Source organism: Aeromonas sp. 600724 (assembly GCF_049175135.1).
Classification (GTDB): domain Bacteria; phylum Pseudomonadota; class Gammaproteobacteria; order Enterobacterales; family Aeromonadaceae; genus Aeromonas; species Aeromonas veronii_A.
The window spans coordinates 90007-103297 of record NZ_JAAKUM010000004.1 but is presented as its reverse complement, the minus strand read 5'-3'; the positions used below and the strand labels follow the sequence as shown (position 1 = coordinate 103297).

Below are 13291 nucleotides of genomic sequence, written 5' to 3'. Positions count from 1 at the left end.
TTGCTCAACTTATCCGAACTGCTTTAGAGTACCCCTGCGGTTTGACTCACCGTGTGTTCAATACTCCTGTATCTGTTTTTTGTCAGTAGCACAGAGTGTTAGTTTTGATATGAGTGTTCCTTTTGGTCCCTTTTGAGGGACCATTTTTCTGTCTGCTATCTTCCCCTGCTCCACCTGTGTACCTTCCTTGGTATTCTCCCGCTGCTTTGGGTATGCTGCCCCGCTTAAATTACAGAAGCGGGATCCCCGTCCATAGTGATGGCCACAGCGCCACTGCTACCATGAACTCCAATGGATGATGCCGGGCACACGGAAAGGCACATGAAACTCACAACACATCTTGTCTCGTTTATTACCTTGTGCGTGATCGCTGCCATGGCGACCGTGCTGATTGGCGGGGTGTTCAGCTTTCGCGAGCTGGGCATGGAGTTGCAGCAAAAGAAGGTCGATGCGCTGGTCGAGGTGATCGACAAGCAACTCGACGTTGCTCACGGTATGGAGGATATGAGCCGCTGGTTGCCCACCTTGCTGCGGGCGGCTCATGTGGTGGAGCTGGAGGTGCGCCAGAATGACCAGCGGGTCTACTGGTTCCGTGACGTACAGCGTCCGGTTGATGAACCGCTGCTGGTGCCATACAGCCATCCGCTGCCCCATCAGGCTGGCATGCAGGCCAGCTTCAAGCTGGAGCGCCCCTTCAAGGAGGCGGAGTACTCCATCAAGGCGATGTCGGGCATCTCGTTCGGGATCTTCATCGTGGTGTTCGGTCTCTGGTACTCCATCCGCTGGTTGCGTCAGCAGTTGCGCGGCGCCGAGCTGCTGGGCATTCGCGCCCAGCTGATCCTCGATGACAAGCTCTCCAAACTAAGCCATGACCCCGCCGAAGAGTGGCCGGTGGCCGCCAGTCAGGCCCTCGATCATCTGCTCGCCGAGCTGGCGGATGCCCGCAAGGAGCGCAGCCGCTTCGACAACTTCATTCGCAGCAACGCCTTCGTCGACAAGATGACCGGCATCGGCAACCGCCTCTTCTTCGATAACCGGCTCGAGAGCGCTATCATGGAGGCGAGCGTGATGAGTGGCGGTGTCTTGCTGATTGAACTCGCCTGTCTGGAAGAGCTGGAAGCGGAGCAGTTCGAGCTGCAGGGGCATGATCTGCTGCTGGAGGCGAGCGCCGTGATCAGTGCTTTTGTGCGCAAGCATAACGGTGCCTTGCAGGCTCGTTATGCCGGACATGTCTTTGCGGTATTGTTGCCCAACATGTCGGAGAGCGAGATGGTGGACAGTGCCAGCCAGCTGCTCAAGAGTCTGCAACGGCTACACTGGCCGCAGCAGGTCAATCCGGAGACGGCCATCTATATCGGGGCTGTCTGCTACCAGGCGCAAGACACTCTGCTCAAGGTGCAGGAGGAGGCCGAGCTGGCCCTCAAGAGTGCACGTCTGCAGGGGCACAACGGCTGGTTCCTCTACGAGAAGCAGCTGGACGAGGAGCAGAGCAGCAAGGGGACGGTGCGCTGGCGCACCCTCATCAGTCGCCGTCTTGAAGAGCAGGGGATCGATTTTTATACCCAACCGGTCCAGCAGGAGCGGGATCAGGTGGTACTGCAGCAGGATCTGCTCACCTATATCCACGATGAGCAGGGGAGGGAACTGCAAGCAGGGATCTTCATGCCAATGGCGGAGAAGGTGGGCCTGCTGCTGCAACTGGATCGGCTGGTGGCGGAGCAAACGCTGGTGTTGCTGCGCCAGCGTTCCGAGCAGAGCTGTCCCATCACTCTGACCCTGAGTGCCCAGAGTCTGCTCAACCGCGAGTTCCAGCGCTGGCTCTTCTTCGCCCTGTTCCAGCTGCCGCGCAGCACCAACGAGCGGTTGATCCTGCAGCTCTCGGAGGCTCAGGTCACACGCCACTTCGAAGCACTCAAGCGGCCGCTGCGCTCCCTGCGGATGCTGGGCTGCCAGCTGGCCATCGATCATGCTGGCCAGGATGTGGTGAGCACCCAGTACATCAAGGAGTTCGAGATCAACTTCCTCAAGCTGCACCCCAGCCTGGTGCGGGAGATTCACGCCCGACAGGTGAACCAGATGGCGGTCCGCAGTCTGGTGGGGGGCTGCGCCAATACCCGTACCCGGGTGCTGGCGGTGGGGGTAGAGAGTGGCGATGAGTGGAAGATGCTGCGCCACCTCGGGGTGCATGCCGGGCAGGGGCCCTGGTTTGCCGAGCCACGCCGGTTGGTGCAGGAGTCGGCTGGTGATTGAGATAAATGAGAGAGGGTCGTCGTGGGGCGACCCTCTCTCGTTTTCGGTTGCCGTCAGGCGGGGCTCACAGTCGCCCCTGCTCCCGCAGTCCGGCCAATCCCTGCATGCCGCCGGTATGGATAAAGACAATCTTGCTGCCGGGGGCGATGCGGCCCGCAGCCAGCTCGCGAAACAGCCCCCACATCGCCTTGCCGCTGTAGATGGGCTCCAAAGGCAGACCTGTTTCGGCGCTGAAATCTTGAACCCACTGCCAGAGGGCCGGGCTGAATTTGGCGTAGCCACCATCGTGGTGATCGAGTGCGACCCGCCAGCCGGGGATGCTGGCGGCAGCGGGATGGAGGCGACACACCTCGTCAGCGATAAAGCCGCCTCCTTTCAGTACCGCAATGGCGAGGATCTGCTCCCGGTCCTGTTTGCCAGCGATTAGGCCCGCCAGGGTGCCGCCGCTGGCACAGGGCAGTACCCAGAGATCCGGCGAGAAGGGTACCTCGCCGACCAGTTCGGCAACCCCGGGGATAGCCAGCGGGCTGCTGCCCCCTTCCGGCACGATCAGGGTATCGGGTGCATCGAATTGGGCCAGCCAGTCGGGATCCTGGCGACGGCGGTAACTCTGGCGGTCGACGAAAACGAGATCCATACCCCAGCGTCTGGCATCCCTCAGGGTGGTATTGCTGACGGCATCAGATTCGCCCCGTATGATACCGGTAGTTCGAAGGCCAGATTGGCACCCTGCTGCTGCCAGTGCATGGATGTGATTGGAGTAGGCGCCGCCAAACGAGAGTAGATGCCGTTTGCCGTGCTCTCTGGCATGAAGCAGGTGGTATTTGAGCTTGCGCCACTTGTTGCCGGAGATGGTCGGATGGATCAGATCATCCCGCTTGCACCAGAGTTCGACGCCGTAGCGGGTCAGCAACGGGTGGTGGAGGGGGTGCAGGGGGGAGGGCAGGATAGCTGACCCCTCTGGCTCGGCTGGAAGGCTGGCTTGCAATGGTGAGTCCGTCTTTTATATAGAGGCTAATCTGCTGTTTATGTTAATATTTCATACATTTAATCACTATTGATGGGCGGGCTTACATGAAAAAACTGTTCAGACGGTCGACGCCAAGCCGCCAGGTCGGGCTCTTGTTGGCCAATGACAGGATCATGCTGGCTGCAGTGGGCAATCCCCCCGTCTTCGCGACGCGCACCATCAACGGCCCACAGGAGTGGGCTGTGGCCATGAACGAGCTGTTCAGCCGTTATGGGCTGGCCAAGTCTAAAGTGCGGGTAGCCCTCGCCGCCAGCCTTTATCAACAGATCCAGATCGACAAGCCTGCCGTGCCTGACGCCGAGATGGCGGGGGCGCTCCCCTGGGCCATCAAGGACTATGTCAGCGAACCCGTGCTGCAACTGGCGATGGATTATGTGGACTTGCCCACCCCGCCTGCCGGTCGTCCGCGCATCAATGTGATCTGCCTGCCCAAGAGCCGGGTGCAACAGCTGGCCGATGCCATCAACGTCATCGCCACCCTGCAATCCATCATCAGCGACGAGCTGGCGCTCACCTCTCTCTATGAAGCGGATGACACTGTGCGCATGCTGCTGTGGCAGCCCAAGGGGCAGGATCTGCAACTGCTGGTCTTCCATCAGGGGGGGCTCTGCTTCTCCCGCCAGCTGCGCGGTTTCACCAGCCTGACCGGCGAACATGAGCCTGACGCCATGCTGCTCGATTCACTGGCGCTGGAGATCCAGCGCTCCCTCGACTATCTGGCGGGCCAGCTCAAATTGCCCGAGCTGGGGCAGATGCAGTTTGCCGTCGCTTCGCCCTTTATCGGTACCCTGGTGCGTCACATGGAGCAGACCTTCGGCTTTGCCGTCTCCGCCATGGCCAACAAGGCGGTGCTGGCCGGCGTCGAATACCTCTCGGCTTATGCTGCCGCATTGGGGGATGATCAATGAGAGTGTTATTCCCCCTTGCTGCCATGGTCAACAAGACAATGTTGCTGGCTGGCGTCGAATACCTTTCTGCCTACGCAGCCGCCATCGGGGAGGATGCGTGATGAAACGTCAGATAAACCTCTATGGTGCCGAGTTTCGTCCCAAGCGGCAGTGGGCCAGCCTCAATCAGATGGCGTTGGTATGGGGTGTTGCGCTGTTGCTGATCCTGCTGACGGCTATCGGTTACAGCTGGCAGCAGCAACAGGTCAGCCGGGCGCTAGCGCAACGCACCGCCGAGCTGGAGCTCAAGCGCAGCGAGGCCAGACGCCTCGATGCCGAGCTGGCGCGCCATCAGGCGGATCCCCGGCTGCAACAGCAACTGGTCAATAAACGGGATGAGCTGACCGCCAAGCAGGGGCTGATGCGTCAGCTCGGTAGCCTGTCTCTGCAAAAATCCCAGGGCTATGCCAGCGTGATGGCGGATCTCTCCCGCATTCGCAGCAGCAACCTCTCGTTGCAGCGCATCGAGATCAACGAAGGGCGGATCAACCTCTCCGGTTTTGCCGGACGCAGTCAGGATGTGCCGGCCTGGGTCAACCGCTTCAAGCAGACCCCGAGTCTGGTAGGCAAGGAGTTTGGTGAACTGACCCTCGGCCGTGACGAGGAGGGTCGTCTGACCTTCCAGTTGAGCGGCATCGCGCGGGAGAAACCCTGATGAACCTGAAAGCACAATGGCAGGCGTGGGGCCAGCGTATCGCCCGGTTGAGCCAGCGGGAGCGGGTGTTGATCCTGCTTACCGGTCTGGTTTTGCTGGGCGCTGGCAGCATCTACGGTTGGCTCGATGGCGCCGATACCCGCCTGCAGCAGGATCGCATGGCCCTGAGCGCCGCCGAGCGCGACCTCGAAATCATGGAGCTGGAGAACCTCGGCAAACAGGCTCGGCTCAAGCGGGATCCCAATCAGGGCGTTCGCGACCAGCTGGCGCAGGTCGAAGCGGATCTGGCCCGGATCGACGATGAGCTGAAGGCCCAGACCGTCGATCTGATCCCGGCGCACGAGATGCCGCAGGTGCTGGAGGCGCTGCTCTCCCGCTCCGCCAACCTTCACATGCTGGCGCTCAGTTCGCTGGAGCCGACCCCGCTGATGGCGGGAGAACAGAAGGTCAATCTCTACAAACATGGTATCCGGCTTCAGCTTGAAGGTGGCTATTTCGATGTTTATCAATATCTTAAAGCGCTGGAAGCCTTGCCGCGCCACTTTTACTGGAAGCAGTTCGACTACCGGGTCAAATCCTATCCCGGCGCGGTGGTGGAGATGGAGATCTACACCCTGAGTACCAGCAAGGAGTTTATCCGTGGCTAGAGTGTTTGCGTTGTGCTGTTGCCTGTTCAGCGTGCTGGTAAAGGCGGAGCAGGTCGAGGTATTGCAGGATCCCACCGCACCGCTGGCGGATGTGGCGATTGGCGCCCGTGCGACCGGCGAGAGCAACACCGGTTTACCGAAGCTGCAGAGTGTGGTGCTGGGCAATGGCCCGGCGCTGGCGGTGCTCAATGGCAAGAGTTATCGGGTCGGGCAACAGGTGGATGGCTATACGCTGGTGGCCATCACGGCAGATGCCGTGGTGCTGGAAAAGGCGGGCAAACGCCACGCGGTCACACTCTTTGCCAGCAAGATCCGGGTTTGAGTCGTGCTTGCCTTTCGAGAGGTGGAGCGGCTTTATCGAGTTTAATTGCAAGTCAGGGTGCTCTAATTACATGAAAAAACACCGTCTCTGTCTGATCACCATGGCCATGATGGCCGCAGGCTGTACCACGTATCAGCACCCCGAGCCGACCCAGGCCAAGGATGCTCTCAAACAGGCCATGAACGAACAGCAGAAGCAGGCTGCCCCGCTGACCGCCTTGCCCAAATCGGTGCAGAGTGAATTGCTGCAGCTGAACCGGCCGCAGATGCCGGTCGGCATGCCGGAGAAGCGGCTGCGCATCGCGGCTCACGACGTGGAGGCGGTGGAGTTTTTCGGTTCCCTGTTCAAGGGCTCCCGCTACAGCGTGGCGGTTCATCCCGGGGTGGCCGGGCTGGTCTCGGTCGAGCTCAAGGATGTGACCCTGCCGGAGGTGCTGGCGGTGGTAGGTGACATGTATGGCTTCGACGTGCAGCGCAAGGGCAATGTCTTCCACATCTATCCGGCGGGTCTGCGCACCGAAACCATTCCGGTCAACTATCTGATGATGTCCCGCCGTGGCCTATCCCGCACCTCGGTCAGCACCGGCGGGGTGACTGCCAATGACAACAACAATGGCAGCAATAACAGCAGTTTCGACAGCGCGTCCAACAACAGCGGCAGCAACAGCTCCTCCAGCAACAACTCGAGCGGTGACAACAGCAACGGTACCCGGATCGAGACTGACACCAACAGCGACTACTGGACCGATCTGCGCGACTCCCTGCAGACCCTGATTGGCACGGGTGATGGTCGCGCCGTGATCACCAGCCCGCAGGCGGGTCTGGTCACTATTCGCGCCTATCCGAAGGAGCTCAAGGCGGTACGTGAATTCCTCAATCAATCCGAGAGTCACCTCAAGCGCCAGGTGGTGCTGGAGGCGCGGATCATCGAAGTCGCCCTCAACGAAGGGTATGAGCAGGGGGTTGACTGGAGCGGTCTCTCCGCCAGTTGGGATGGCGGCAAGGGTATTACCGGCGGCCAGTCACTTGCCAAGACCCAGCTGCCCACCACCCCCAACCAGATCTTCAGTGCGCTGGGCGGCGGCGCCGGTTTCACGATCTCTGATGGCAACTTCGAGGTGGCGGTCAACCTGCTCAAGACCCAGGGCGATGTGAATACCCTCTCCAGCCCGAGGGTCACTGCGACCAACAACCAGAAGGCGGTGATCAAGGTGGGGACGGACGAATATTTCGTCACCAATGCCTCGACCACTACGGTGACCTCGACCGGCACGGCCGAACCTATCGTGACCCCCAATGTGGAGCTGACCCCCTTCTTCTCCGGTATTGCGCTGGACGTAACGCCGCAAATCGATGAAGAGGGCAAGGTGCTGCTCCATATCCACCCTTCCGTTATCGACACAGAAGAGCAGAAGAAGACCATCAACGTCGGTACCGCCAAACCGCTGGAGCTGCCGCTCGCCAAGAGCTCGATCCGCGAGTCCGATACCGTGGTGCAGGCCAATAACGGCGACATTATCGTCATCGGTGGTCTGATGAAGACCGACAAGCAGGAGATCGTCAGCAAGGTGCCGCTGCTGGGAGATATTCCCTGGGTGGGCGAAGCCTTTACCAATCGTCGCGAGAGCACCAAGAAGGTGGAGCTGGTGATCATGCTCAAACCGACCGTGGTGGAGAAAGATACCTGGCAAAACGAGCTGCAGCGTTCCGCAGATCTGCTCGACAAGTGGTATCCGGCGAAGGGGTAAGCCATGAGCTGGCGATTGGCATCTTTCCATTCCGCCGTACTGCGGGCCGAGGCTCGCGGTCGCAGGTTCCCCGTACTGGCTGGTGAGCGCCCATGTACCTGAGCCACTTCGGCCTGCAGGAGGCGCCGTTCGGCCTCACCCCCAATACCGGCTTCTACTACGGCCTGCCCCCTCACGAGGAGGCGCAACAGGTGCTCAATTGGGCGCTGACGCAAGGGGAGGGATTTATCAAGGTGACCGGCGAGGTGGGTACCGGCAAGACCCTGCTCTGCCGAAAACTGCTGAGCGAGCTGGGCTCGGAAGAGTGCCCGGTGCGGCTCGCCTGGTTGCCCAATCCCCACCTCAGCCCGGCCGAGCTGCGCACAGCGCTGGCGCTGGAACTGGGGTTGTCGGTGCGGGAGCAGAGTGAGCTGGATCTTACCGATCGCATCCATCGTCACCTGATCAGCCTGCACCAGCAGGGCAGTCGGGTGGTGGTGCTGATCGATGAGGCCCAGGCGCTGCCTGACGAGACTCTGGAGGCGATTCGCCTGTTTGGCAATCTCGAGACCGAATCGAGCAAGCTGCTGCAGATTGTGCTGTTCGGCCAGCCGGAGCTGGATATCAGACTGGCCAGGCCCCACCTGCGCCAACTGCGCCAGCGGATCGGCTTTTCATACTGCCTGCGCCCGCTGCGCTTTGACGAGACCCGCGCCTATCTGGAGCACAGATTGCAGGTCTCCGGCTACCGCGGGGCACCACTGTTTGCCGGCCGCGCCATGCGGATGCTGTGGCGGGCCTCGCGAGGGATCCCGAGACTTATCAACATCCTGGCGCACAAGTGCCTGATGCTGGCCTACGGTCAGGGGAGGCGCCGGATCGATAGCCGTCTGGTGAGGCTCGCCATTCGCGATACCGACGATGCCAGCCGCTTTGCGCCATTGCGCTGGTGGCCCCTGTTACTGTTGCTGGGGTGCGCCCTGGCTTATGGAGTCTGGCCATGAGCGTTATCAACCAGATGCTGAAAGATCTGGATCGGCGCCAGCAAGGCGCCGAGGGAACTGCCGTCTATATTGCCCCTGCGCGCCAGCAGGGGTGGTGGATGTTGCTGCTGACCCTGATCTGTGGTCTGGCATTGGGGATCCTCGGTTGGCGCACCTGGATCTACTGGCAGCAGACACACCCTGTCGTCGCCGCCAGCGAAGTGGTGGTTCCCGATGTGGTGACACGGGCCGCCGAGCCAGTCAATCCGCCCGAGCCGGTCGCAGTGGCCGCTGCGCTGCCGTTGCCGGGTGGGGATGAGAGAGTGGCTGATACCGCTGGCGGGCAGGTAGAGGGAGAGATGGCCGATGGTGCCCCCTTTGATGCCTCCAGCGATGTTGACGATTCGGAGCCGACCGATGAAGAGCTGCAGCCCGAGCTCTACGCCGAACTGGCGGCAGAGCAGCAGGCTGTCGCCAGCGCCCCGCGTAAACCGGGCATATTGAAGATCGAGACGGTCGAGCTGTCGGCCAAGGAGCTGGCGGCACTGGCGGAGCGCAAGGCGACGACCGCCATGGCCAAGGGAAGCCTGCGGGATGCGCAGGACAACTACTATCAGGTGCTGGCCCACGACCCCTATAACCAGGGGGCGCGCGAGCAACTGGCGGGGTTGCTCTACGGCGAGGGGCGCCTGACCGAGGCGCGCCAGCTGCTGGAGGAGGGGATCCGGCTCGATCCCCAACAGGCCGATTTTCGTCTGCTGCTGGCCCGTCTTGCCATCAACGAGGGGCAGCAACAGCAGGCGCTTGGCTGGTTGTCCGGTTATCAACCTGATCTTGCCAGCAACCTGGACTATTACGCCACTTGGGCGGGTCTGACCCAGGAGCTGGGTCAAAATGCCGATGCGGCGGCGCTCTATGTGAAGCTGCTGCGCCAGCAGCCGGATCAGGGCCGCTGGTGGCTTGGTCTCGGTGTCGCCGAGGATGGTCAGGGGCACAGCCAGCGGGCACTCGATGCCTATCGCAACGCCCTGCTGCACGGCAATCTCGGCGAGGCGTCGACCAACTGGCTGGAACAACGAATTGGCCAACTAACCCCTTGATAAACGCAGATTCGATGAGCGAAGCCTCATCGGATGCGGCAACGGGTGTGAAGTAACAGATATCGGAGCAAACATGGCACAACCCAGACTGAAAATGCGCCTCGGCGACCTGCTGGTTCAGGAGCAGATCATCTCTGATGATCAGTTGCAGCTTGCCCTGCAGCAGCAGCGTCAGACCGGACGCAAACTGGGTACCACTCTGATTGACCTCGGCTTTATCAGCGAGGTACAGCTGCTGCAGTTCCTCGCTCGCCAGCTGGATGTACCCTTCTTCGATCTCAATAACCTCACCATCGATGCCGCCGCGGTGCCGCTGCTGCCCGAAGTGCAGGCGCGCCGTTATCGGGCGCTGGCGGTCAACCTTACCGACGACAAGGTGACGGTAGCCATGTCGGATCCGGCGGACTTGAGTGCGCTGGATGCCATTGCTGCCTTGCTGAGCCCGCGGGAGATGGTGCTGGCGGTCGCGCGGGAAGGGCAGTTGCTGGACTATTTTGACCGCCTCTATCGCCGCACCCGCGAGATTGAGAGCTTCGCCGAACAGCTGCAGGAGGAGTATCAGGACTCCGGCTTCGAGTTGGGTTCAGGTAATCTGGGGGCCAATGGCGAGGGGGAGGCGACGGTGGCCAAGCTGCTGCGCTCCCTGTTCGAGGATGCGGTGCAGGTGGGAGCGTCGGATATCCACATCGAGCCGGACGAGAAGGTGCTGCGCATTCGCCAGCGGATCGACGGCATCCTCCACGAGAATATCCTCAACGAGGTGCGCATCGCCCAGGCGCTGGTGCTGCGTCTCAAGCTGGTGGCCGGGCTCGATATCTCCGAGAAGCGCTTGCCGCAGGATGGCCGTTTCAACATGAAGGTGCGCGGCCGTGATGTGGATGTGCGGATGTCCACCATGCCGGTGCAGTATGGCGAGTCTGTGGTGATGCGTCTGCTGGATCAATCCTCCGGCATCCTGTCGCTGACCGAGACCGGCATGCCGCCGGAGATCCTGACCCGTTTCCGTCGTCAGCTCAAACGCCCGCACGGCATGATCCTGGTGACCGGCCCCACCGGTAGCGGCAAGACCACCACCCTCTATGGCGCTCTCTCCGAGCTCAACCAGTCCAGCAACAAGATCATCACGGTCGAAGATCCGGTGGAGTATCGTTTGCCCCGTATCAGCCAGGTGCAGGTCAATCCCAAGATCGGTCTCACCTTTTCCCACGTGTTGCGTTCTACCCTGCGTCAGGATCCGGACATCCTGCTGGTGGGTGAGATGCGTGACAACGAGACGGTGGAGATCGGCCTGCGTGGCGCCATCACCGGTCACCTGGTGCTGACCACCCTGCACACCAACGATGCGGTGACCAGTGCCTTGCGCCTTATCGACATGGGGGCGCCCGGCTATCTGGTGGCGAGTGCCCTGCGGGCTGTGGTCGCCCAGCGGCTGGTGCGGCGGGTATGTGAGCACTGCGTCGAGGAGAAGGCGCCCGACGAAGGGCAGGCCACCTGGCTCACCGTGCTTTCCGGCGAGGCGCCTGGCCAGCATACCTATCACAAGGGCCGGGGTTGCCAGAGCTGCAACTTTACCGGTTATTCCGGCCGGATCGGGGTCTACGAGCTACTGGAGCTGGATCAGCCGATGATGGATGCCCTGCGCCGCAACGATGCGGAAGGGTTCGCCAAGGCGGCCCGTCAACACGAACACTACCGGCCGCTGGCCCTCACTGCCCTCGATTATGCCCGTCAGGGGATCACCTCGGTGGATGAGGTGTTGCGACTGGCCGAGGATTTGGGGTAAGCGATGGCTAACTTTGCTTACAAGGGGCGTGACAGCCAGGGCAACGCCACCAGTGGCGTGGTCGAAGCGGCCAACGAGATGGCGGCCGCCGAGCAGCTGATGCGCCGTGGTGTGATGCCCACCGAGCTCAAACCGGGCAAGGCCAAGTCCGCCGCCATCGACTGGTCACTGTTGCTGGAAGGTGGCGTCAAGCTGGATGAGCTGGTGATCTTCAGCCGCCAGATGTATGCCCTGACCCGGGCCGGGATCCCGATCCTGCGTGCCATCGCCGGGTTGGAGGAGAGTACCCACAGCAAGCCGCTCAAGCGGGCGCTTCACTCGCTGGGGGAAGATCTTGGCAACGGTCGCCCGCTCTCCAGCTCGATGCAGGCGCACCCCAAGGTATTCAGCAGCCTGTTCGTCGCCATCATCCATGTGGGTGAGAACACAGGTCAGCTGGAAGAGTCCTTTTTGCAGCTCGCCAACTATTTCGAGCTGGAGCTGGAGACTCGCAAGCGGATCAAGACCGCGATGCGCTACCCCAGCTTCGTGATGATCGCCATCGGTATCGCCATGGTGATCCTCAATATCATGGTGATCCCGGTGTTTGCCGGCATGTTCGCCAAATTCGGGGTGGAGTTGCCGCTGGCGACCCGCATTCTGCTCGCCACCTCGCACTTTTTTGTCAACTACTGGTGGCTGCTGCTCGCTATTCTGGCGGGGATGGTGTTCGGTTGGCGCCGCTGGGTCGCCACCACCAAGGGCAAGCTGACCTGGCACCGCTGGCAGCTCAAGTTGCCGATCGTCGGCACCATCATAGAGCGCTCCCTGCTGGCCCGTTTTGCCCGCAGTTTTTCCATGATGCTCAAGGCAGGGGTGCCGCTGAACACCGCGCTGACCCTGGTGGCCGATGCGGTGGATAACGCCTATATGGCGGGGCGGGTACGGGATATGCGCGCCGGTATCGAGCGGGGCGAGAGCCTGCTTCGCACCGCCAGCAGCAGCGGCCTGTTCACCCCGCTGGTGATGCAGATGATCGCCGTGGGTGAGGAGACCGGTCAGGTCGATGACCTGCTGCACGAAGCGGCCGAGTATTACGAGCGCGAGGTGGATTATGACCTCAAGAGTCTCACCGCCCGCATCGAGCCGATCCTGATCGGGATCGTGGCAGTAATGGTGTTGATCCTGGCGCTGGGTATCTTCACGCCTATGTGGGACATGATGAGGGCCGTAAGAGGCAAGTAACCCCGTATCTTCACGCCAGAATGGTGGGACATGATGCGAGCGGGATGTGAGTGGTTCGTAGCAAGTAACTCGGCATCTTCACACCTGAGTGGCTGGGCATGATGAGCGTCGTAAGAGGCAATAGGGCGAGGGAGTCGAGGAGTGGATGAACAGACAGACACAACAGGATGATCGCTGGCTGGCCGGATATCGGCGGATCGCCGTGATAATCCTGCTGATGGTGATCGTCACGACCCTGGTGCGCAGCTATCAGATCAACCGGGAGGAGGCGCAACAGCTTTCGTTCACCCTGCTGGGGGAGCAATTTGCGGAGCGGGCACAGCGTTTGCACGGGATCTGGCTGAATGAACGGCGCCCCGACACCCTGCATAGCGCGGGTCATGGTTGGCAATTTGATGAGCGTGGCTGGCCACTCGGACTGTTGCCCCTGCAATCACCATCAGAAAATTGTCGTCAGTTGTGGCTGGCGTTGGTGGGAGAGACGGAGGGGGGCATGCCACCCTTGCAGTTTCTGGCCCGCCCCGATGGCAGCGGGTGCGAGATGGGGTGGGATGGTTATTGGCTGGTTTATCTGTTTTCCGACGGGCGAGTGATTAAAAAGCCTTGAATGAGGCTAATCATATG

12 protein-coding genes are annotated in these 13291 nt (G+C 61.2%); 11 read left to right on the top strand and 1 reads right to left on the bottom strand.

Annotated elements, in window-relative coordinates:
• Positions 1-321: 321 nt before the first annotated feature.
• The gene (locus G5168_RS05180) at positions 322-2250 is read left to right on the top strand and encodes an EAL domain-containing protein (protein ID WP_421251917.1); all 1929 of its coding nucleotides are present in this window, start codon (positions 322-324) and stop codon (positions 2248-2250) included.
• A 64-nt stretch (positions 2251-2314) separates the two neighbouring features.
• Here the strand turns inward: G5168_RS05180 and G5168_RS05175 are convergent, their stop codons facing one another.
• Positions 2315-3238, bottom strand: coding sequence for a 1-aminocyclopropane-1-carboxylate deaminase/D-cysteine desulfhydrase (locus G5168_RS05175; RefSeq protein ID WP_216952742.1), 924 nt, complete (start codon positions 3236-3238; stop codon positions 2315-2317).
• Between the two features lie 86 nt (positions 3239-3324).
• Between G5168_RS05175 and G5168_RS05170 the strand changes: the two genes are divergently transcribed.
• The 10 genes from G5168_RS05170 to G5168_RS05125 all read left to right on the top strand — a co-directional run bounded on the left by G5168_RS05170 (position 3325) and on the right by G5168_RS05125 (position 13274).
• Positions 3325-4188: an MSHA biogenesis protein MshI gene (locus G5168_RS05170; protein WP_421251916.1), complete on the top strand. Its 864-nt coding sequence runs from the start codon at positions 3325-3327 to the stop codon at positions 4186-4188.
• A 100-nt stretch (positions 4189-4288) separates the two neighbouring features.
• A complete protein-coding gene (locus G5168_RS05165) occupies positions 4289-4882 on the top strand; it encodes a PilN domain-containing protein (RefSeq protein WP_128834786.1) in 594 nt (197 codons plus the stop codon).
• On the top strand, positions 4882-5529 hold the full coding sequence (gene pilO / locus G5168_RS05160) for a type 4a pilus biogenesis protein PilO (protein ID WP_106844135.1): 648 nt from the start codon (positions 4882-4884) through the stop codon (positions 5527-5529). Before G5168_RS05165 ends, pilO begins: the two co-directional genes overlap by 1 nt.
• Positions 5522-5851, top strand: coding sequence for a SctD/MshK family protein (locus G5168_RS05155; RefSeq protein WP_106844136.1), 330 nt, complete (start codon positions 5522-5524; stop codon positions 5849-5851). Before pilO ends, G5168_RS05155 begins: the two co-directional genes overlap by 8 nt.
• Before the next feature lie 70 nt (positions 5852-5921).
• A complete protein-coding gene (gene mshL, locus G5168_RS05150; protein WP_216952745.1) occupies positions 5922-7598 on the top strand; it encodes a pilus (MSHA type) biogenesis protein MshL in 1677 nt (558 codons plus the stop codon).
• 92 nt (positions 7599-7690) lie between these two features.
• Complete coding sequence (locus G5168_RS05145; RefSeq protein WP_421251915.1) at positions 7691-8581, top strand: ExeA family protein; 891 nt, start codon at positions 7691-7693, stop codon at positions 8579-8581.
• Positions 8578-9660 (top strand): tetratricopeptide repeat protein, encoded by a 1083-nt coding sequence (locus G5168_RS05140; protein WP_266134568.1) that lies wholly within the window; start codon positions 8578-8580, stop codon positions 9658-9660. The genes G5168_RS05145 and G5168_RS05140 overlap by 4 nt, the downstream gene beginning before the upstream one ends.
• A 73-nt stretch (positions 9661-9733) precedes the next feature.
• Positions 9734-11443, top strand: coding sequence for an MSHA fimbrial ATPase MshE (mshE, locus tag G5168_RS05135; RefSeq protein ID WP_421251914.1), 1710 nt, complete (start codon positions 9734-9736; stop codon positions 11441-11443).
• A gap of 3 nt (positions 11444-11446) precedes the next feature.
• Entirely contained in the window at positions 11447-12667 is a 1221-nt protein-coding gene (locus G5168_RS05130; protein WP_005340027.1) for a type II secretion system F family protein, read from the top strand.
• A gap of 145 nt (positions 12668-12812) precedes the next feature.
• Positions 12813-13274, top strand: coding sequence for a hypothetical protein (locus tag G5168_RS05125; RefSeq protein ID WP_421231347.1), 462 nt, complete (start codon positions 12813-12815; stop codon positions 13272-13274).
• The last annotated feature ends 17 nt before the right edge of the window (positions 13275-13291 follow it).